Here is a 20553-nt window from a genome sequence, read left to right on the forward strand (position 1 = left end):
CTGTCCGGTTTCACGGCGTTGCGCCGCGCAGGCGCATCTCGGCCGCCCGCGCGTGCGCCTGCAATCCCTCGCCGTGCGCCAGCACCGAGGCGACCTTGCCGAGCACCTGGGCGCCCTCCTCGCTGACCTCGATCAGGCTCGAGCGCTTCTGGAAATCGTAGACCCCCAGCGGCGAGCTGAAACGCGCCGTGCCGCTGGTGGGCAGCACGTGGTTGGGGCCGGCGCAGTAGTCGCCCAGGCTTTCGCTGGTGTAGGCGCCCAGGAAGATCGCGCCCGCATGCCGCAGCAGCGGCTCCCAGCGGTGCGGCTCCGTGCTGCTGACTTCCAGGTGCTCGGGTGCGATGCGGTTGCTGATCTCGCACGCCTCTTCCATGCTCCGGGTCTGGATCAGGGCGCCACGGCCGCTGAGCGAGGCGGCGATGATCGCGGCGCGCGGCATCGAGGGCAGCAGCCGGTCGATCTCCTGCTGCACGCGCTCGATGTAGCCGGCGTCCGGGCACAGCAGGATGCTTTGCGCCAACTCGTCGTGCTCGGCCTGGCTGAACAGGTCCATGGCCACCCACTCGGGCGAGGTGCTGCCGTCGGCCAGCACCAGGATCTCGCTCGGGCCCGCGATCATGTCGATGCCCACGGTGCCGAAGACCCGGCGCTTGGCGGCCGCCACGTAGGCGTTGCCCGGCCCGGTGACCTTGTCGACCGCCGGAATCGTCGCCGTACCGTAGGCCAGCGCCGCCACCGCCTGGGCGCCGCCGATGGTGAAGGCCCGCGTCACGCCCGCCACGTGCGCGGCGGCCAGCACCAGCGGGTTCTTCTCGCCGCCCGGCGTGGGCACGACCATGATGATCTCGCCGACGCCGGCGACGTGCGCGGGAATCGCGTTCATCAGCACGCTCGACGGATAGGCAGCCTTGCCGCCCGGCACGTAGATGCCCACGCGGTCCAGCGGCGTGACCTTCTGGCCGAGCAGCGTGCCGTCGGCGTCGCGGTAGCTCCAGCTCTCGCCGCTGGCCTTCTTCTGGGCCTCGTGATAGGTCCGCACGCGGCGCGCGGCGGCTTCGAGCGCCTCCCGCTGTTCGGCCGGCAGCGATTCGAAGGCGGCGCGAAGCTCTGCCGCCGTCAGTTCCAGCGCATCGACGCTGTCGAGATCGAGTCGATCGAAACGGCGCGTGTACTCGAGCACCGCCTCGTCGCCGCGGCGCCGCACGTCGGCGAGGATGTCCGCCACCACCTGCTCGATCGCGGCATCGGCCTCGGCGGACCAATGCAGGCGCGCCTTGAATTCGGCCTCGAAGGTGGCCGAGGCGGTCGAGAGGCGGGCGGGGGCGGCTTTCAGGTTCATTTCGGAATGGCCGATGCGAAGGCGTCGACGATGTGGCGGATGGCCTCTTGCTTGAGCTTGAGCGCGGCCTGGTTGACCACCAGGCGAGCGCTGATGTCCATGATGCGCTCGACCTCCACCAGGTGGTTGGCCTTGAGCGTGTTGCCGGTCGAGACCAGGTCGACGATCGCGTCGGCGAGGCCCGTGAGCGGCGCCAGTTCCATGCTGCCGTAAAGCTTGATCAGGTCGACGTGCACGCCCTTGCTGGCGAAGAACTCGCGCGCCAGCCCGACGTATTTGGTCGCCACCTTGAGGCGCGAGCCCTGCTTCACGGCCGAAGCGTAGTCGTAGTCGGCGCGCACCGCGACGCTCAGCCGGCAGGCCGCGATGCGCAGGTCCAGCGGCTGGTAGAGGCCCTGGTTGCCGTGCTCGAGCAGCACGTCGAGGCCGGTCACGCCGAGGTCGGCGCCGCCGTACTGGACGTAGGTCGGCACGTCCGACGCACGCACCAGCACCACGCGCACATCGGGCCGGGTGGTGGCGAGGATCAGCTTGCGAGAGGTCTCCGGGTCCTCGGTCACCTCGATGCCGGCAGCGGCCAGCAGCGGCAGCGTTTCCTCGAAGATGCGGCCCTTCGACAGCGCGAGCGTGATCACCGCAGCACCTCTGCCGGCCCGCTGACCCGCTCGATGTCGGCGCCCAGGCCGCGCAGCTTGCCTTCCATCCGGTCGTAGCCGCGGTCGAGGTGATAGATGCGATCCACCATCGTCTCGCCGTCGGCCACGAGGCCGGCGATCACCAGGCTGGCCGACGCCCGCAGGTCGGTCGCCATCACGGTGGCGCCGGACAACTGCGAGACGCCCTCGATCACCGCCACCTTGCCGTCGGTCTGGATCTTGGCGCCCAGGCGCAGCATCTCGTCGACGTGCATGAAGCGATTCTCGAAGATCGTCTCGGTCACGGTCGAGGTGCCTTCGGCGATCGCATTGAGCGCCATGAACTGGGCCTGCATGTCGGTCGGGAAGCCCGGATACTCGGTGGTGCGGAAGCTCTGCGCCTTGAGCCGGCCCTGGCTTTGAACGCGGATGCCGCCATCGGCCGCCGACACCTGCGCGCCGGCTTCGCGCAGCTTCTCGATCACGGCGTCGAGATGATCCGCGCGCCCATGCTTCAGGAAGACATCGCCGCCGGCCGCGGCCACGGCGCACAGGAAGGTGCCGGCCTCGATCCGGTCGGCCACCACCTGGTGCGTGCAGCCTTCGAGGCGATCGACGCCCTGGATGCGGATGCGGCTGGTGCCGTGGCCCTCGATCTTCGCGCCCATGGCGATCAGCATCTCGGCCAGGTCGGCGATCTCGGGCTCCTGGGCCGCGTTTTCCAGCACCGTCTCGCCCTCTGCCAGCGCCGCGGCCATCAGAAAGTTCTCGGTGCCGGTGACGGTCACCATGTCGGTCGTGATCCGGGCGCCGTGCAGGCGCTTTCGGCCACCGCCGATGCGCGCCACCATGTAGCCGTGCTCGACCACGATCTCGGCGCCCATCGCCTGCATGCCCTTGATGTGCTGGTCGACCGGCCGCGAACCGATCGCGCAGCCGCCCGGCAGCGAGACCCTGGCCCGGCCGAAGCGCGCCAGCAGCGGACCCAGTGCAAGCACCGAGGCACGCATGGTCTTGACCAGCTCATAGGGCGCCTCGGGCAGCTCGAGCGAACGCGCATCGATGCGAACCGTGCCGTTGTCGTCGCGTTCGGCCACGACGCCCATGTTGTGCACCAGCTTGAGCATGGTCGCGACATCCTTCAGGCGCGGCACGTTGTGCAGCGTGACCGGCTGGTCGGTCAGGAGCGCCGCGCAAAGCTCCGGCAAGGCGGCATTCTTGGCGCCGGAAATGAGTACCTCGCCGCGAAGCTTGCGCCCGCCGCGAATCAAGAGTTTGTCCATGAGGAATCCAGCGGAGGTCTAGCGAGACTGGCCTGCCCATTCGGCAGGCGTGAAGGTTTTCATCGAGAGCGCATGCACCTCGTCGGTATGCATTTTCGCACCCAGGGTGGCATAGACGCGCTGGTGCCGCTGGATCGCGCGCTTGCCCTCGAATTCGGGCGACACGATGGTGGCGTACCAGTGGCGGCCATCGCCCTCGAGCGTGATGTGGTCGCAGGCCAGGCCGGCCTGGATGATTGATTGAAGTTCTTCGGCCGTCATGTTTGTTGCTCCCCCCGGCGAGCCATATCTTTCATCCGCGGATTTTGTAGCCGATGCGCAGCAAGTGCACGGCGATGGCGCTCACGACGAGCCAGGCGCTGCCGACGATCGCCAGGCTCAGCCACGGCGAGACGTCGCTGACACCGAAGAAGCCGTAGCGGAAGCCGTCGATCATGTAGAAGAAGGGGTTCAGGTGGCTCACCGTCTGCCAGAAGGGCGGCAGCGAGCCGATCGAATAGAACACGCCGGACAGGAAGGTCATCGGCATGATCAGGAAGTTCTGGAACACCGCCATCTGGTCGAACTTCTCGGCCCAGAGGCCGGCGATCAGCCCCAGCGTGCCCAGGATGGCGGCGCCGAGGAAGGCGAACACCAGGATCCACAGCGGCGCCACGAAGCCCGGCACGGCGAAGAACACCGTGACCAGGAAAACGCCCAGGCCCACCGCCAGCCCGCGCACGATCGACGAGCCGACGTAGGCGAAGAACCAGCCCCAGTGCGACAGCGGCGTCAGCAGCACGAACACCAGGCTGCCCATGATCTTGCTCTGGATGATCGACGACGAACTGTTGGCGAAGGCGTTCTGCAGCACGCTCATCATCACCAGGCCTGGAATCAGGAAGGCCGTGTAGCTCACCGTGCCGTAGACCTTGACGTGGTTCTCGAGCACGTGTCCGAAGACCATCAGGTACAGCACCGCGGTCAGCACCGGGGCGCCGACGGTCTGGAAGCCGACCTTCCAGAAGCGCAGCGTTTCCTTGTACAGAAGCGCGCGCCATCCCAACGCGTTGATCATCATGCGAGCCCCCACGCTCGGCCCGGCGCGGCGCTCATCGCGCGACCTCCAGTGGCGTCTGCTCACCGGCCATCAGGTCGATGAAGACGTCCTCGAGGTCGGCCTTGCGCATCTCGACGTCCTCGACGTCGAGGCCGGCCTCGCGGATCGCGGCCAGCAGTTGCTCGACCTCATGGGCGTTCTGCGCCGGCAACTGCACGATGCGGCCCGTGATGCGCGCGTGCTGCGCGATCGACCAGGGCAGCATGCCGTCGGTCTTGAAGCGCAGCACGTTGCTGGCGGCCGAGCGCAGCAGCTCGCTGGTGCGATCGAGCGCGATCACGCGGCCCTGTTTGAGCATGGCGATCCGATGGCACAGCGCCTCGGCCTCTTCGAGGTAGTGGGTGGTCAGCAGCACCGTGCTGCCCTGCTTGTTGAGCTTGGCCACGAACTGCCACAGTGTCTGCCGCAGCTCGACGTCGACGCCGGCGGTGGGTTCGTCCAGCACGATCACCGGCGGCTTGTGGACCAATGCCTGCGCCACCAGCACGCGCCGCTTCATGCCGCCCGAGAGCTGCCGCATGTTGGCGTTCGCCTTGTCGGCCAGGCCGAGGCTGTGCAGCAGTTCGTCGATCCAGGCGTCGTTGTTCCTGATGCCGAAATAGCCCGACTGGATGCGCAGCGCCTCGCGGACGTTGAAGAAGGGGTCGAAGACCAGCTCCTGCGGCACCACGCCGAGCTGGCGGCGCGCCTGGGCGTAGTCCTTCTGCACGTCGAAGCCGTGGACGCCGATGGCGCCGCTGGTCGGGCGCGACAGTCCGGCGAGCATGCTGATGAGCGTGGTCTTGCCGGCGCCGTTGGGCCCGAGGAGACCGAAGAACTCGCCCTCCTCGATCTGGAACGTCACCTCGTCGACAGCACGCAGGCCCGGCTTTCCCTGGGCCCGTTGCTGGCGTGAGGCAGGATAGGTCTTGGAGACCGACTGGAAGGAGATCGCGGGCATGGGAACGGAGCATTTTAAGCTCGCCCCCAGATTGGCTCACTTCGTGTAGCCGCCCACCCCCTACCGGGGGCGAGCAAGACCTACGGTGCGGCCGGCAAAAGGCCTGCGATTCCGTACAGGGCGGCCAGTTCGCGCAGGCGTGCCGGCAGGCCTTTCACCGCGAAGCCGCGGCCGAGCGCGCTCGACTCGCGACGGCACTCGAGCAGCACCGCGAGCGCCGAGGAATCGAAGTGCACCAGCGCACTGGCGTCGACCACCGTGGCCGTGTCGGTCTGCCCGGCCAGCCCCTGCTGGAGCATGTAGGCGCAGGCGGGCGCTTCGTCGTGCGTCAACTTGGGCGGCAGCACCAGCATGGCGGACTCAGCCCTTGCCGTTGCTCTTGTTGCGCGCCGCCAGGGCGGCGATCAGCCCGTCGATACCCTTGCTGTTGATCTGCTGCGCAAACTGGGTGCGGTAGGTATCCACCAGCCACACGCCCAGCACGTTGATGTTGTAGATCTTCCAGCCGCCGGCCTCGCCCGGCGTCTTCTCGAGCCGGTAGTCGAGCTGCACCGGGTCGCCGCCGCCGCCCCTGACTTCGGTGCGCACCAGCACCTCCTTGTCGTCGGGCGAGCCGCGGAACGGACGCACGCTCACGGTCTGGTCGCTGACCTGGTCGAGTGCGCCCGCGTAGGTGCGCACCAGCAGCGTCTTGAATTCCTCTTCCAGCCGCTTCTGCTGCTCCGGCGTGGCCTGGCGCCAGGCCGGGCCGACGGCGGAAGAGGTCATGCGCAGGAAGTTCACGTTCGGCATGATCTTGGTGTCGACCAGCACCATGATCTTGCCGATGTCGCCGGCCTTGATCGACTTGTCGGCCTTGATCGTGTCGAGCACATCCGAGGACAGGCGCTTCACCAGCGCATCGGGCGCCTCGTCGGCAGCCTGGGCCGGCCGCACGAATCCGGCGGCGGCACTCATCAGCAGCAGGCCGGCCAGCGCAAGGCGTCCCACGGTGCGGCGTTGAAGAATCTGGTTCATCGAATCAATTCCTTGTAGTCAAATGGTCGAGCAGACGCCCTGCGAGTTTGGAGCCCTGCCCGGCCGACAGGGTTCCACGGCGGGCGCCGGGCGCTGCAACTGAATGCAATCAGCGCCGACCCTAGTTGCCGTCCTCGGGCACGTCGCCGTCGTGGACTTCGTAGCGGCGGCGCTGCAGGAAGGCGTCACGCGTGAAGGTGTACTTGTCGAGCGCGGCATCGTCGAGCAACTGGCCCACCCGCAGCAGGTTGGCACGGATGTCGGTGTAACGAAGCGCGTACATCGAGTTGCGCACCGGGATATCCGCCACGTGATTCACAAGGTCGCCCTGGATGTCCACCGGCAGCGCCACGGTGTCGCGCAGCGTCGAGGGCCCGAGCAGCGGCAGCACAATATATGGGCCCGCCGGAACTCCCCAGCGACCCAGCGTCTGCCCGAAATCCTCGCTGCGGCGATCGATTCCGAGTTCGGTGGCGACATCGAGAATCCCGCCCAGGCCGAAGACGGTATTGACGTTCACGCGCATGAAGGTCTGTGCGCTGTCCCGCAGCTTGAGCTGCGCCACGCTGTTGGCGAAGCTCCAGACGTCCGAAAGATTGCCGAAGAAATTGCTGACGCCCGTGCGCACCGGCGACGGCAGGACCGCCTGATAGACCGTCGCGACCGGCTTCAGCACGGCATCGTCGACGGCGTTGTTGAAGCGATAGACCTGACGGTTGAGCGGCTCCAAAGGGTCCGCCGGATTGGCACCGGGGCCCGTGGCGCAGCCGGTGGCAAGGACGAGAAAGCCGGCGGCCAGTGCGCCGCGCGCACCGAAGGCGACACGGGCGGGCGCGGGCCGGCCGGCGAGTGGAAATCGTGGTTTCATTTCTTGTTGGCGTTGCCGGGCGGCGTGCTCCCCTCGGCCGCTTTGCTGTACAGGAACTGGCTGATCAGGTTCTCCAGCACGACGGCGGATTGCGTGTCGGTCACGACGTCGCCGGCCTGCAGGTTCTTTTCGTCGGCGCCGGCTTCGATCCCGATGTACTGCTCGCCGAGCAGGCCGCTGGTCAGGATCTTGAAGGAGCTGTCCTTGGGGAAACTGTAACGATTTTGAAGCGCCAGCGTCACCGCGGCCTGAAAGTTCTTGTCGTCGAACGTGATGGATTCGACACGCCCGACCACCACGCCGGCACTCTTGACCGCCGTCTGGGGCTTGAGCCCGCCGATGTTGTCGAAGCGCGCGGTCACGGCGTAGGTCTTCTGGAAGTTCAGGCCCAGCAGGTTGGCCGACTGCAGCGCCAGGAACAGCAGCGCCGCGCCGCCGATCAGCACGAACAGGCCGACCCAGATGTCATTGTTGGAACGTTGCATGTGTTGCACTCTCTCGAAACGATTGGCCTAGATGCTGAACATCATGGCGGTCAGCATGAAGTCGAGCCCGAGCACGCTGAGCGAGGCGACCACGACCGTTCGGGTGGTGGCGCGCGACACGCCCTCGGGCGTGGGCTGCGACTGGTAGCCCTGCAGCAGCGCGATGAAGGTCACGGCAAAGCCGAAGACGACGCTCTTGACGACGCCGTTGCCGACGTCGCGCCAGACATCGACACCGCCCTGCATCTGGCCCCAGAAGGCGCCCGGATCGACCCCCAGCATCAGCACGCCGACCACGTAGCCGCCGATCACGCCGACCGCGCTGAACACCGCCGCCAGCAAGGGCATCGTGATCACGCCGGCCCAGAAGCGTGGCGCCAGGATGCGCTGCACCGGATCGACGGCCATCATCTCCATGGCGCTCAATTGCTCGCCGGCCTTCATGAGACCGATCTCGGCCGTGAGCGAGGTGCCCGCACGGCCCGCGAACAGCAGCGCCGCGACCACCGGGCCGAGCTCGCGCACCAGGCTCAGGGCCACCAGCAGTCCCAGCGCCTCGGACGAGCCGTAGCGCTGCAGCGTGTAGTAGCCCTGCAGCCCCAGCACGAAGCCGACGAACAGTCCCGAGACGGCGATGATCGCCAGCGAATAGTTGCCCAGGAAGTGGATCTGGTCCCGCACCAGCCCGAATCGGCGCAGGCTGTGCGCACCGCGCAGCAGGAGCTGCAGGAACAGGCGCGCACCGAGCCCGAGATCGGCCAGCTTGCTTCGCACGGCGAAGCCCACGTCGGCCGGCTTGTACCAGCTCATTCGCGTCCCCCCTGCGCATTGCCGAAATCGGCCTCGACGCCGACCGCGGGATAGTGGAAATGCACCGGCCCCTCGGGCAACGCGTTGACGAACTGGTGGACCAGCGGATCGGTGCTGACGCGCACCTCCTGTGGCGTGCCCTGGGCGGCGATGCCGCCGTTGGCCAGGATGATCACGTGATCGGCGATGCGGAAGGTCTCTTCGAGGTCATGCGACACGACCACGCTGGTCAGGCCCAGCGTGTCGTTCAGTTGCCGGATCAGTCGCGCCGCCGTGCCGAGCGAGATCGGATCGAGGCCGGCAAAGGGTTCGTCGTACATCACGAGATCGGGGTCGAGCGCGATCGCCCGCGCCAGCGCCACGCGCCGGGCCATGCCGCCGGAGACCTCGCTGGGCATCAGCTCGCGGGCGCCGCGCAGGCCGACCGCGTCGAGCTTCATGAGCACGATGTCGCGCACCAGCCCCTCGGGCAGGCGCGTGTGCTCGCGCAGCGGGAAGGCGACGTTGTCGAACACGCTCATGTCGGTGAACAGCGCGCCGAACTGGAACAGCATGCCCATGCGGCGCCGGGCCGCATAAAGCGCGCCAGGGCCCATCTTGCCGACATCGTCGCCGTTGACCCGCACTTCGCCACGGCGCGCCCGCACCTGCCCGCCGATCAGGCGCAGCACGGTGGTCTTGCCGCCGCCCGAGGCGCCCATCAGCGCCGTCACCTTGCCGCGCGGCACGGAGAACGAGACGCCGTCGAGGATCGTGCGATCACCGTAGCCGAAGGCGACGTCGCGGAACTCAACGAGGGAAGTGGAAGGTGATGGGTCCATGGCAACAAAAAAGCCGGGGCGCCCATCAGGACATCCCGGCTCGCGGTAACAGGTGATGATAAGGGAAAGCACGGAGCCGGCCCGCTGCCCCCTCGGGGGCAGCGCCCCCAATTGGGAGGCGTGGGGGCTCAGGCCGGCGCCGGGCCGCCCCAAGGCGGCCTGCGGCCCCCTCGGGGGGCAGCGACCCACACGAAGTGGGGGAGCGTGGGGGCTACTTCAGCGCGGCAGGTCGCTGAAACCCATCAGGAACTCATCGACCGAGCGCGCCGCCTGGCGCCCCTCGCGGATCGCCCAGACCACCAGCGACTGGCCGCGACGGATGTCGCCGGCGGCGAACACCTTCGGCACATTGGTCGCATAGCCGCCGATGAAGTCGACGCTGGCCTTGGCGTTGCCGCGGGCATCCTTCTCGACGCCGAAGGCATCCAGCACGTTGGCCACCGGGCTCACGAAGCCCATCGCCAGCAGCACGAGGTCGGCCTTGAGCACCTGCTCGCTGCCGGGAACCTCGACCATCTTGCCGTCTTTCCATTCGACGCGCACGGTCTTGAGCCCCGTGACCTTGCCCTTCTCGCCGATGAATTCCTTGGTGGAAATGGCAAATTCGCGCTCGCAGCCCTCCTCGTGGCTGGAACTGGTGCGCAGCTTGTACGGCCAGTAGGGCCAGGTCATCGGCCGGTTTTCTTCCTCCGGCGGCTGCGGCATGAGCTCGAACTGGGTCACGCTGGCGGCGCCGTGGCGGTTGCTCGTGCCGACGCAGTCGGAGCCGGTGTCGCCGCCGCCGATCACGATCACATGCTTGCCGTCGGCGCGCAACTGGCCCTTCACCTTGTCGCCGGCGTTGATCTTGTTCTGCTGCGGCAGGAACTCCATCGCGAAGTGAATGCCGTCGAGGTCGCGGCCGGGCACCGGCAGGTCGCGCGACTGCTCGGCGCCGCCGGTCAGCAGCACCGCATCGAACTCGCGGTCGAGCTGTTCGGGCGTCACGGTCTCCTTGGCCCAGTTGGTGACCTTGGAGCCCTTGCCCAGCGGATCCTTGGCCGCGCCGACCATCACGCCGGTGCGGAAGCTCACGCCCTCGGCCTTCATCTGCTCGACGCGGCGGTCGATGTGCACCTTCTCCATCTTGAAGTCGGGGATGCCGTAGCGCAGCAGGCCGCCGATGCGGTCGTTCTTCTCGAACAGCGTGACGTCGTGGCCGACCCGCGCGAGTTGCTGTGCCGCCGCCATGCCGGCCGGGCCGGAGCCGACCACCGCGACCTTCTTGCCGGTCTTGTGCCTGGCCGGGCGGGCCGCGACCCAGCCTTCGTCCCAGGCGCGGTCGATGATCGCGTGCTCGATCGACTTGATGCCGACCGGATCGTCGTTCACGTTGAGCACGCAGGCGGCCTCGCAGGGCGCCGGGCAGATGCGGCCGGTGAACTCCGGGAAGTTGTTGGTCGAGTCGAGCACCACGAAGGCGCTCTGCCAGTCGCTGCGATAGACCAGGTCGTTGAAGTCCGGAATGATGTTGTTGACCGGACAGCCGCTGTTGCAGAACGGCGTGCCGCAGTCCATGCAGCGCGCGCCCTGTACCTTGGCTTGTGTCTCGTCGAGTCCGACGACGAATTCCTTGTGGTGCTTGACCCGTTCCTCGACGGGCTTGTAGCCCTCCTCGATACGCTCATGCTCCATGAAGCCGGTGATTTTTCCCATCGTGCTTTCCTCTTTGTTCGTTGTCGCTCGTCAGACCGCCGCCACCGGCTTGGCGGCCGCATGCGGTTCCATGCCCGCATGCGCGTTGTTGCCGCTGCTGGTGAGCTCGACCTCGCGGTCGTGCAGCTCGGCCAGCGCGCGCTTGTATTCGTTCGGGAAGACCTTGACGAACTTGGTCCGCGAGACCGCCCAGCTGTCGAGCAGTTCGCGCGCGCGCTTGCTGCCGGTCCAGCGGTGGTGGTCCTCGAGCAGCTTGCGCAGCTGCGCCTCGTCGGTCTCGCCGTCGTGCCAGACCTTGCGATGCACGCTGGCGGTCTGCTCGGCCGAGGTCAGCACCTTCTCGAGCGAGACCATCGTGAGGTTGCAGCGCGAGGCGAACTGGCCGTCCTCGTCGTAGACGAAGGCCACGCCGCCGCTCATGCCGGCGGCGAAGTTGCGTCCGGTCTTGCCGAGCACCGCCACGGTGCCGCCGGTCATGTATTCGCAGCCATGGTCACCGGTGCCTTCCACCACCGCGGTGGCGCCCGACAGCCGCACCGCAAAGCGCTCGCCGGCCACGCCGCAGAGGTAGGCCTCGCCGGTGGTCGCGCCATACAGCGCGGTGTTGCCGACGATGGTGTTGCGCACCGCCTCGCCGCGGAAGTCGAGACTGGGACGCACCACCACGCGGCCGCCCGAGAGTCCCTTGCCGGTGTAGTCGTTGGCATCGCCGATCAGGTAGAGCGTGATGCCGCGCGCCAGGAAGGCGCCGAAAGACTGGCCGCCCGTGCCTTCGAGCTGGATGCGGATCGAGTCGTCGGGCAGGCCCTGCGGATGCACCTTGGTCAGCGCGCCCGAGAGCATGGCGCCGACCGAACGGTTGACGTTGCGCGCGATCTCGATGAACTGCACCTTTTCGCCCTTTTCGATCGCCGGGCGCGACTTCTCGATCAGCTTCACGTCCAGGCTCTTCTCGAGCCCATGGTCCTGGCTGTCGACATGGAAGCGCGGCACGTCGGCCGGCACGTTCGGCTGCGCGAACAGGCGGCCGAAGTCGAGCCCGCGGGCCTTCCAGTGCTCGATGCCCTGCTTGGTGTCGAGCAGGTCGGCACGACCGATCAGGTCGTCGAACTTGCGCACGCCGAGCTGGGCCATGATCTGGCGCACTTCCTCGGCGACGAAGAAGAAGTAGTTGACCACGTGCTCGGGCTTGCCCGAGAACTTGCGGCGCAGCACCGGGTCCTGCGTGGCCACGCCCACCGGGCAGGTGTTCAGGTGGCACTTGCGCATCATGATGCAGCCTTCGACCACCAGCGGCGCGGTCGCGAAACCGAACTCGTCGGCACCGAGCAAGGCGCCGATGGCGACGTCGCGGCCGGTCTTCATCTGGCCGTCGGCCTGCACGCGGATGCGTCCGCGCAGGCGGTTCAGCACCAGGGTCTGCTGGGTCTCGGCCAGGCCGATCTCCCACGGGCTGCCGGCGTGCTTGATCGACGACCAGGGCGAGGCGCCCGTGCCGCCGTCATGGCCGGCGATCACCACGTGGTCGCTCTTGCACTTGGCGACGCCGGCGGCGATGGTACCGACGCCGACCTCGCTCACGAGCTTGACACTGACGCTGGCATGCGGCGCGACGTTCTTCAGGTCGTGGATCAGCTGCGCCAGATCCTCGATCGAATAGATGTCGTGGTGCGGCGGCGGCGAAATCAGGCCCACGCCCGGCACCGAGTAGCGCATCTGGCCGATGTACTTCGTGACCTTGCCGCCGGGCAGCTGGCCGCCCTCGCCGGGCTTGGCGCCCTGCGCCATCTTGATCTGTACCTGGTCGGCCGAGGACAGGTACTCGGCCGTGACGCCGAAGCGGCCCGACGCCACCTGCTTGATCTTCGAGCGCAGCGAGTCGCCGGCCTGCAGCGGCAGGTCGACCTCGACATTGGCCTCGCCGATCACGCTCTTGAGCGTGTCGCCCATCTTGATCGGGATGCCCTTGAGCTCGTTGCGGTAGCGCGCCGGGTCTTCCCCGCCCTCGCCGGTGTTGCTCTTGCCGCCGATGCGGTTCATTGCCACGGCCAGGGTCGCGTGCGCCTCGGTGCTGATCGAGCCGAGCGACATCGCGCCGGTGGCGAAGCGCTTGACGATCTCGGTCGCCGGCTCGACCTCGTCGACGGAAATGGCCTTCGCCGGATCGATCCTGAACTCGAACAGGCCGCGCAGCGTGAGATGGCGGCGGTTCTGGTCGTTGACGATCTGGGCGTATTCCTTGTACGTGTTGAAGTTGTTGGCGCGCGTGCTGTGCTGCAGCTTGGCGATCGCGTCGGGCGTCCACATGTGCTCTTCGCCGCGGGTGCGCCAGGCGTACTCGCCGCCGGCGTCGAGCATGTGCGCGAGCACCGGGTCGTCGCTGAAGGCGGCCTTGTGCATGCGGATCGCTTCCTGCGCGATCTCGAACACGCCGATGCCCTCGACCCGGCTGGCGGTGCCGGTGAAGTACTTGCCGATCGTCTCGCTGTTCAGGCCGATGGCCTCGAACAGCTGGGCGCCGCAGTAGCTCATGTAGGTGCTGACACCCATCTTCGACATGATCTTCGACAGACCCTTGCCGACCGCCTTGACGTAGTTGTAGATCGCCTTGTCGGCGCTCAGGTCGCCGGACAGGTCTTCATGCATCGCGGCCAGCGTTTCCATCGCCAGGTAGGGATGGACGGCTTCCGCGCCGTAGCCCGCGAGCACGCCGAAGTGATGGACCTCGCGCGCCGAACCGGTCTCGACCACCAGGCCGGCCGTGGTGCGCAGGCCTTCCCGCACCAGGTACTGGTGGATCGCCGACAGCGCCAGCAGCGCCGGGATCGCGATCTGCGTCGGGCCGACGTTGCGGTCGCTCACGATCAGGATGTTGTGGCCGCCCTTGATCGCGTCGACGGCTTCGGCGCACAGCGAAGCCAGCTTGGCTTCCACGCCTTCATCGCCCCAGGCCAATGGGTAGGTGATGTCGAGCGTGTAGCTCTTGAACTTGCCCTGCGTGTAGGTGCCGATGTCGCGCAGCTTCGCCATGTCGGCGAAGTCGAGGATCGGCTGGCTCACCTCGAGCCGCATCGGCGGGTTGACCTGGTTGATGTCCAGCAGGTTCGGCTTCGGGCCGATGAAGGACACCAGCGACATCACGATCGCCTCGCGGATCGGGTCGATCGGCGGGTTCGTCACCTGGGCGAACAGCTGCTTGAAGTAGTTGTAGAGCGGCTTGTTCTTGTTGGAAAGCACGGCCAGCGGGCTGTCGTTGCCCATCGAGCCGATGCCCTCTTCGCCGGCGGCCGCCATCGGGCTCATCAGGAACTTGATGTCTTCCTGCGTGTAGCCGAAGGCCTGCTGCCGGTCGAGCAGGCTGACCGGGCTCGTCGGCGGCTGCACCGTCTCGGCCTCGACGCTGTCGAGCTTGATGCGCAGGTTCTCGATCCACTGCTTGTAGGGCTTGCTGTTGGCCAGCGTCGCCTTGACTTCCTCGTCGTCGATCATGCGGCCCTGCTCGAGGTCGATCAGGAACATCTTGCCGGGCTGCAGGCGCCACTTGCGCACGATCTTCTGCTCGGGCACCGGCAGCACGCCGGATTCCGAACCCATGATGACCAGGTCGTCGTCGGTCACGCAGTAGCGCGACGGGCGCAGGCCGTTGCGGTCGAGCGTGGCGCCGATCTGGCGGCCGTCGGTGAAGACGATCGAGGCCGGACCGTCCCAGGGCTCGAGCATCGCGGCGTGGTATTCATAGAACGCGCGGCGGCGCGGATCCATCGTGGCGTGCTGCTCCCAGGGCTCGGGAATCATCATCATCACGGCCTGGCTGATCGGGTAGCCGGCCATCGTCAGCAGCTCGAGGCAGTTGTCGAAGGTGGCGGTGTCGGACTGGCCCGGGAAGCTGATCGGATAGAGCTTCTGCAGGTCGGCGCCCAGCACCGGCGACGACATCACGCCTTCGCGCGCCTTCATCCAGTTGTAGTTGCCCTTGACCGTGTTGATCTCGCCGTTGTGGGCGACGTAGCGGTACGGGTGGGCCAGCGGCCACTCGGGGAAGGTGTTGGTCGAGAAACGCTGGTGCACCAGGCCCAGCGCCGAGACGCACCGCTTGTCCTGCAGATCGAGGTAGTAGGTGCCGACCTGGTCGGCGAGCAGCAGGCCCTTGTAGACCACCGTGCGGCTCGACATGCTCGGCACGTAGTACTCCTTGCTGTGCTTGAGCTTCAGGCGCTGGATGTTGGCGCTCGCGGTCTTGCGGATCACGTAGAGCTTGCGCTCCAGCGCGTCCTGCACGATCACGTCGTTGCCGCGGCCGATGAAGACCTGGCGCAACAGCGGCTCCTTGGCGCGCACGTTGGGCGACATCGGCATCTCACGGTTGACCGGCACGTCGCGCCACCCCAGCAGCACCTGGCCCTCGGCCTTGATCGCACGCTCCATCTCCTGCTCGCAGGCTTCGCGGGAGGCATGCTCCTTCGGCAGGAAGATCATGCCGACGCCGTATTCGCCGGGCGGCGGCAGGGTCACGCCCTGCTTGGCCATCTCTTCCCTGTACAGCAGGTCGGGCAGCTGGATCAGGATGCCGGCGCCGTCGCCCATGAGCTTGTCAGCGCCCACTGCGCCGCGGTGGTCCAGATTCTCGAGAATCTTCAAACCCTGCAGCACGATGGCGTGGCTCTTCTCGCCCTTGATGTGGGCCACGAAGCCGACGCCGCAGGCGTCGTGCTCGTCAGCAGCGGAATAAAGACCGTGTTCTTGGAGATGCTGGATCTCGGCAGCCGTCGTCATGGGCGTGCTCCTTCAGTTTTCGCAGGGAAAGGGAGCATATTGCTTTGCACAAATAATGCCAAACCATTTAATCGGGGTCAGATTCTAATTAAATCCCGATGAAATTCATCGGTTGAAAATTGGGGACATATTAAAAACAATAGCGCAGCCACAAGGCTTTGCGGGCGACTGCCCGGAGTCGACTAACGCGGACGAGGCAGCGGCGGCCGCCCGGCGCGCGCTTTCAGCGTGCGACGGCCTGTGGTTTTTTGTAACGATTCGACAAAGTCACGATCGCCGACGGCCCAGCCGTGCAGTGTGGCCTCGGTCAGCAGCGCCTGGGCGGCGGCGGGGATGCCCGCACGCACCATTTCGGCATACGCGGCCTCGCGCGCGAATGGGGTGTTGCCGAGCGCCCAGTAGAGCGGGTGCGGCGTGAGCAGCTTGTCGTGCACGAGTCCCGCGTAGTGCGCGTGGCTCGACCACGGGTAGTCGCGCGCCTCGGCCGCGATGCCGGCGCGCACCGGGTTCAGATCGATGTAGGCCATGCAGGCCAGCAGATAGCGGTCGGTCTGGATCAGCGTCGACTTGTAGCGCCCTTCCCACAAGGTGCCGCTGCGGCCGTGCCGATCATTGAAGTAGCGCACGTAGCGCCGACCGACCGCCTGCATCCATTGCGGCAGGCCGTCCGCGGTCGAGGGCGTGGCCAGCAGATGGAAGTGGTTGTCCATCAGCACGTAGGCGTGGAGCGCAATGCCGAAGCGGGCCGCGTTCTCGCCCAGGAGCTCCAGGAACATCTCGCGGTCGGCACGGTCGAGGAACACCGGCTGCCGGTTGTTCCCGCGCTGGATCACGTGGTGTGGCTGGCCGGCCAGCGTGAGACGGGGCAGTCGTGCCATGGCGGAGGCGGCGCGAGGGTACGCGGCTCACGAGAGCCGGAAGCGCGTCTCCAGCAGCGACGCGAGCCCGAATTGCTCGAGCAGTTCGCGCAGCCGCTCGGCCGCGCTGGCTTTGCGCTGGCCGGTGTGGCGCGCGATGATGAGCTCGTTCTTCAGGCTGTGCTCCCAGCCCACGAGTTCCGTCACCGTGACCTGGTAGCCGTTCGCCTCGAGATACAGGCAGCGCAGCACATTGGTGAGCTGGCTGCCGATCTCGCGCGTGTGCAACGGGTGGCGCCACAGCTCCGCCAGCGGCGTGCGCGAAAGCGCCAGCGCCTTGGTTTCGCGCAGGCAGGCGGCGATCTCGGCCTGGCAGCAAGGCACCAGCACCATGAAGCGCGCCTTCTTCGCCAGCCCGAAGGCGATCGCATCGTCGGTGGCGGTGTCGCAGGCATGGAGCGCGGTCACGACGTCGATTCGCGGCGGCAGCTCGGGCGCGCTGGCGGATTCGGCCACCGTGAGATTGAGGAAGGCCATGCGATCGAAGCCCAGCCGCTGGGCCAGGGCGCGCGACTTCTCGACCAGTTCGGCCCGGGTCTCGATGCCATAGACATGGCCCGCGCCGCGCTGCTTGAAGAACAGGTCGTAGATGATGAAGCCCAGGTACGACTTGCCGGCGCCGTGGTCGGCCAGCGAGGCCTGGGCGCCGTCGTCCGGCAGCTCGCGCAACAGCTTCTCGATGAACTGGAACAGGTGGTAGACCTGCTTGAGCTTGCGGCGCGAATCCTGGTTGAGGCGGCCTTCGCGCGTGAGGATATGGAGTTCCTTGAGCAACTCGACCGACTGGCCCGGCCGCAGTTCGCTCAGGACCTCCGCTTCGGCTTTCGAAGCCTTGGCGGTCTTGCTCATCGGGGCAACCTCCGTGCTGCGCGCTGCGGCGCGAGCTTGCTTGGAGCGGTCCGGGGCGGCGCTCATCGCGCGCTCCCCGGCCCGACGTCCAGCGCCGCCCATCCGGCCGCGCCCAGCGCTTCGAGCGTCTCGATGTTGCGCCCGAAGATCGCCTCGGCGTCCGGAAAGGCTTCGACCGCCCGGCTGACACTGTCCTCGCGCAGCAGATGCAGCGTGGGATAGGGCGCCCGGTTGGTGGCGTTCGTGATGTCGTCGGCCTCGGTGCCGCCGAACTGGAACCGCGGATGGAAGCTGGCCAGTTGCAGGAGCCCGTCGAAGCCCGCCCGCGCCAGGCGCCGCTCGGCCCGCGCCGTGAAATCGTTGAAGTCCAGGAAGTCGGCCAAGGTGTTCGGTGCCATCAGAAGTGTGGTGTCGCGCACGGAGGGCGCCAGGGCCGCGAGCGCTTCGGCCTCGAGGATCATCGCCTCGATCAGGCCGGACTCATCATCCTGCAGAAAGGCCGCGTAGTGGACCTGGCCCCGCGTGTGCACGGCTTTGGCGAAGGGACAAAGATTGAGTCCGATCACCGCGCGTTCGAGCCAGCGCCGGGTGTCGGCTTCGGCCTGCGCGGCGGATACCGTTGCGTGGTTCGTCATGCGGCGCCCCTCCTTGTCACGGGCGGCGACAGACGGGCCGCGAGGGCCATGCCCGCGAGCGAACAGGCCAGGGTCACGATCCAGGTCCATTGCCAGCCGCCCACCCGGTGCGCGAGCCAGGCCACCACCGGCGGCGCAACGAACTGGCCGAGCGAGGAGGCCTGCTGCATCAGGCCCACGGTGGTCGACACCGTGGAAGCGCCGGGCGCGCATCGCACGCTGAGCATGAACAGGGTCGCCGGAACGACGCCGCCGCCGAGGGAGAACATGCAGATCGCCAGGTAGCGCAACGCCGGCGGCAGGCTCCACGCCGCCTCCGGGCCGCCGATCCGGGCAAAGGCTGCGACGCTGCCGAGCGCCATCACCAGGAACCCCCAGCGCAGCAACCGGACCGGCGCCACGCCGCGCTGCAGCAGCCGGCCGCCCGCGACGTTGCCGACGATGTTCATGGCCGCGGCGAGCGCAGTGAGCGCCGCACTCCAGCCGCCCGGCACACCCGCCTCGGCGTAGATGGCAGGCAGGAAGCCGATCACGGCCATCCATTGCGAGGAATAGACCGCGAACGCCAGCGCGAGCGTCCAGGGGCCGCTCGCGCCCAGGGTGTCGCGCAGCCGCACCGACCACCCCTCGGCCGAGTCGGCCAACGCGCCCCGGCGGGCGGGATCCGCCGGCACCGCCAGCGCCACACCCACCGCCGCGGCGGCGGAGATCGCTGCCAATGCCCACCACCAGCCAGGCCAGCCGGCACCGGCGATCGACGCAGGGCCGAGCAGCAAGGCCAGTGCGACGCCGAACGGCATGTAGGCGCCCCACAGGCCGATCGCGCTCTTTTCCGTGCCGGCGGGAGCAACCCGACGGATCAGACCGGGCCCCGGCATCACGGCCAGCAGGAAGCCGACACCCTCGAGCCCACGCAGGGCCAGCAGCCAACCGATTGCAAGGACCGGGTCATCGGTCCAGACACCCACCCCGCCCCCCAGCGCACTCGCGAGGCTGACCAGCACCAGTCCGGCCAGCATGCTGCGCCGCAGCCCGATGGTGTCGGCCGCCAGGCCCACCAGCAGGCCGAGGGTCATGCCGGCCACCTGGACCAGCGACAGCAGGAACCCCGCCTGCACCAGGCCGATGCCCAGCGTGGCTTGCAGGGCCGGCACGGCCGGGGGCAGCTTGCCGATGTGCAGCGCAGCGGCGACGCCGCCCGCGACGACCGCGAGCGCCGCGGCGGGCATCCGGGTCCGATGCTTCGACGGGCCGCTCATTCGACCCACCGCTGCCCCGTGAGGCGCTCGTATTCCCGGATCGCGAACCGGTCGGTCATGCCGGCGATGTAGTCGGCGACGCCTCGCTGGCGGTCGGCAGGCCGGGCGAAGGCCTCCGGCATTTGGGCGGCGTCCTCGAGGTAGGCGGCGAACAACGCACGCACGACGGCCTGCGCCTGGTTGGCCGTCTGCACCACTTGCGGGTGGCGATAAAGATTGCGAAACAGAAAGCGCTTGAGGTCGGAGGATTCCACGCGCATGCGAGCGCTGAAAAGCACCAGCGGAGCGCTTCGGCGCACCGCGTCCGCATCCGCCGGTGCGGTCGATTCGAGCGCACTGCGGGTGGCGTCGATGACGTCGTAGACCTGCGCGCTGAGCATCCGGCGAATGGTCTCGTAGAGCACCCGTCGCCCCTGCAGGCCGGGATGCTCGGCCAGCGCCTCGCGCCGATGACGTTCGAACAGGTCGACCTCGCCGAGACGATCGATGCTGATCAGCCCCGACCGGACGCCGTCGTCGATGTCGTGCGCGTTGTAGGCGATCTCGTCCGCCAGGTTGCACAACTGCGCCTCGAGCCCGGGCTGGGTGCGGTCGCAGAAGCGCCGCCCTACCCCGCCCGGCTCCTCGGCCTCGATGCGCTCGGCATTGGCACGCGAGCAGTGCTTGAGAATGCCTTCGCGGGTTTCGAAACTCAGGTTGAGGCCGTCGTATTGCGGGTAGCGATGCTCGAGTTCGTCGACCACGCGCAGGCTCTGCAGGTTGTGCTCGAAGCCGCCGTGGCCCTGCATGCAGGCATCGAGCGCGTCCTGGCCCGCATGGCCGAAGGGGGTGTGGCCCAGGTCGTGGGCCAGCGCGATCGCCTCGACCAGGTCCTCGTTGAGTCGCAGCGCCCGCGCGATCGAACGGCCCAGTTGGGCGACCTCGAGCGAGTGCGTGAGCCGGGTCCGGAACAGGTCGCCCTCGTGGTTCAGGAAGACCTGGGTCTTGTAGACCAGGCGCCGAAAGGCGGTCGAATGCACGATGCGGTCGCGGTCGCGCTGGAAGGCGTCGCGCGTCGGCGCCGGCAGCTCGGGATGACGCCGGCCGCGCGAGCGCGCAGGGTCGCAGGCATAGGGCGCGAGGCTCATG

At 67.7% G+C, this 20553-nt stretch carries 19 protein-coding genes; all 19 read right to left on the minus strand.

What is annotated here, in order from left to right; translation table 11 throughout:
- Positions 1 to 10: 10 nt before the first annotated feature.
- Positions 11 to 1339, minus strand: a complete 1329-nt coding sequence (gene hisD / locus AB4Z46_RS17240) for a histidinol dehydrogenase (RefSeq protein ID WP_442284734.1) — start codon at positions 1337 to 1339, stop codon at positions 11 to 13.
- Positions 1336 to 1974 carry an ATP phosphoribosyltransferase gene (gene hisG / locus AB4Z46_RS17245; RefSeq protein WP_442284735.1) on the minus strand — a complete coding sequence of 213 codons (639 nt, stop codon included), beginning with the start codon at positions 1972 to 1974 and terminating at the stop codon, positions 1336 to 1338. Before hisG ends, hisD begins: the two co-directional genes overlap by 4 nt.
- On the minus strand, positions 1971 to 3257 hold the full coding sequence (murA, locus tag AB4Z46_RS17250) for a UDP-N-acetylglucosamine 1-carboxyvinyltransferase (RefSeq protein ID WP_442284736.1): 1287 nt from the start codon (positions 3255 to 3257) through the stop codon (positions 1971 to 1973). Before murA ends, hisG begins: the two co-directional genes overlap by 4 nt.
- Before the next feature lie 18 nt (positions 3258 to 3275).
- The gene (locus tag AB4Z46_RS17255) at positions 3276 to 3518 is read right to left on the minus strand and encodes a BolA family protein (protein WP_286523483.1); all 243 of its coding nucleotides are present in this window, start codon (positions 3516 to 3518) and stop codon (positions 3276 to 3278) included.
- 31 nt (positions 3519 to 3549) lie between these two features.
- Positions 3550 to 4314 carry an ABC transporter permease gene (locus AB4Z46_RS17260; protein WP_442284819.1) on the minus strand — a complete coding sequence of 255 codons (765 nt, stop codon included), beginning with the start codon at positions 4312 to 4314 and terminating at the stop codon, positions 3550 to 3552.
- A 34-nt stretch (positions 4315 to 4348) separates the two neighbouring features.
- A complete protein-coding gene (locus tag AB4Z46_RS17265) occupies positions 4349 to 5296 on the minus strand; it encodes an ABC transporter ATP-binding protein (protein WP_442284737.1) in 948 nt (315 codons plus the stop codon).
- Positions 5297 to 5376: 80 nt separating this feature from the next.
- Entirely contained in the window at positions 5377 to 5649 is a 273-nt protein-coding gene (locus AB4Z46_RS17270) for an STAS domain-containing protein (RefSeq protein ID WP_442284738.1), read from the minus strand.
- A gap of 7 nt (positions 5650 to 5656) precedes the next feature.
- The gene (locus AB4Z46_RS17275) at positions 5657 to 6313 is read right to left on the minus strand and encodes an MlaC/ttg2D family ABC transporter substrate-binding protein (RefSeq protein WP_442284739.1); all 657 of its coding nucleotides are present in this window, start codon (positions 6311 to 6313) and stop codon (positions 5657 to 5659) included.
- A 121-nt stretch (positions 6314 to 6434) separates the two neighbouring features.
- Positions 6435 to 7181 carry an MlaA family lipoprotein gene (locus tag AB4Z46_RS17280; protein WP_442284740.1) on the minus strand — a complete coding sequence of 249 codons (747 nt, stop codon included), beginning with the start codon at positions 7179 to 7181 and terminating at the stop codon, positions 6435 to 6437.
- On the minus strand, positions 7178 to 7666 hold the full coding sequence (gene mlaD / locus AB4Z46_RS17285; RefSeq protein ID WP_442284741.1) for an outer membrane lipid asymmetry maintenance protein MlaD: 489 nt from the start codon (positions 7664 to 7666) through the stop codon (positions 7178 to 7180). Before mlaD ends, AB4Z46_RS17280 begins: the two co-directional genes overlap by 4 nt.
- Before the next feature lie 27 nt (positions 7667 to 7693).
- Positions 7694 to 8476, minus strand: a complete 783-nt coding sequence (gene mlaE / locus AB4Z46_RS17290; protein WP_442284742.1) for a lipid asymmetry maintenance ABC transporter permease subunit MlaE — start codon at positions 8474 to 8476, stop codon at positions 7694 to 7696.
- Positions 8473 to 9297: an ABC transporter ATP-binding protein gene (locus AB4Z46_RS17295; RefSeq protein ID WP_442284743.1), complete on the minus strand. Its 825-nt coding sequence runs from the start codon at positions 9295 to 9297 to the stop codon at positions 8473 to 8475. The genes mlaE and AB4Z46_RS17295 overlap by 4 nt, the downstream gene beginning before the upstream one ends.
- A gap of 216 nt (positions 9298 to 9513) precedes the next feature.
- Positions 9514 to 10992: a glutamate synthase subunit beta gene (locus tag AB4Z46_RS17300; protein WP_442284744.1), complete on the minus strand. Its 1479-nt coding sequence runs from the start codon at positions 10990 to 10992 to the stop codon at positions 9514 to 9516.
- 30 nt (positions 10993 to 11022) lie between these two features.
- Positions 11023 to 15765, minus strand: coding sequence for a glutamate synthase-related protein (locus AB4Z46_RS17305; RefSeq protein ID WP_442284745.1), 4743 nt, complete (start codon positions 15763 to 15765; stop codon positions 11023 to 11025).
- 182 nt (positions 15766 to 15947) lie between these two features.
- Positions 15948 to 16643, minus strand: a complete 696-nt coding sequence (locus AB4Z46_RS17310) for a transposase (protein WP_442284746.1) — start codon at positions 16641 to 16643, stop codon at positions 15948 to 15950.
- Between the two features lie 27 nt (positions 16644 to 16670).
- Positions 16671 to 17531, minus strand: a complete 861-nt coding sequence (locus AB4Z46_RS17315) for a class I SAM-dependent methyltransferase (protein WP_442284747.1) — start codon at positions 17529 to 17531, stop codon at positions 16671 to 16673.
- Positions 17532 to 17593: 62 nt separating this feature from the next.
- Positions 17594 to 18166 carry a DUF1415 domain-containing protein gene (locus AB4Z46_RS17320; RefSeq protein ID WP_442284748.1) on the minus strand — a complete coding sequence of 191 codons (573 nt, stop codon included), beginning with the start codon at positions 18164 to 18166 and terminating at the stop codon, positions 17594 to 17596.
- On the minus strand, positions 18163 to 19425 hold the full coding sequence (locus AB4Z46_RS17325) for an MFS transporter (protein WP_442284749.1): 1263 nt from the start codon (positions 19423 to 19425) through the stop codon (positions 18163 to 18165). The genes AB4Z46_RS17320 and AB4Z46_RS17325 overlap by 4 nt, the downstream gene beginning before the upstream one ends.
- Positions 19422 to 20552 (minus strand): deoxyguanosinetriphosphate triphosphohydrolase, encoded by a 1131-nt coding sequence (locus AB4Z46_RS17330; protein ID WP_442284750.1) that lies wholly within the window; start codon positions 20550 to 20552, stop codon positions 19422 to 19424. Before AB4Z46_RS17330 ends, AB4Z46_RS17325 begins: the two co-directional genes overlap by 4 nt.
- Position 20553 lies beyond the last annotated feature (1 nt).

Origin of the sequence: Variovorax sp. M-6, from assembly GCF_052114385.1 — a bacterium.
In the GTDB taxonomy this organism is placed as follows: domain Bacteria; phylum Pseudomonadota; class Gammaproteobacteria; order Burkholderiales; family Burkholderiaceae_C; genus Variovorax.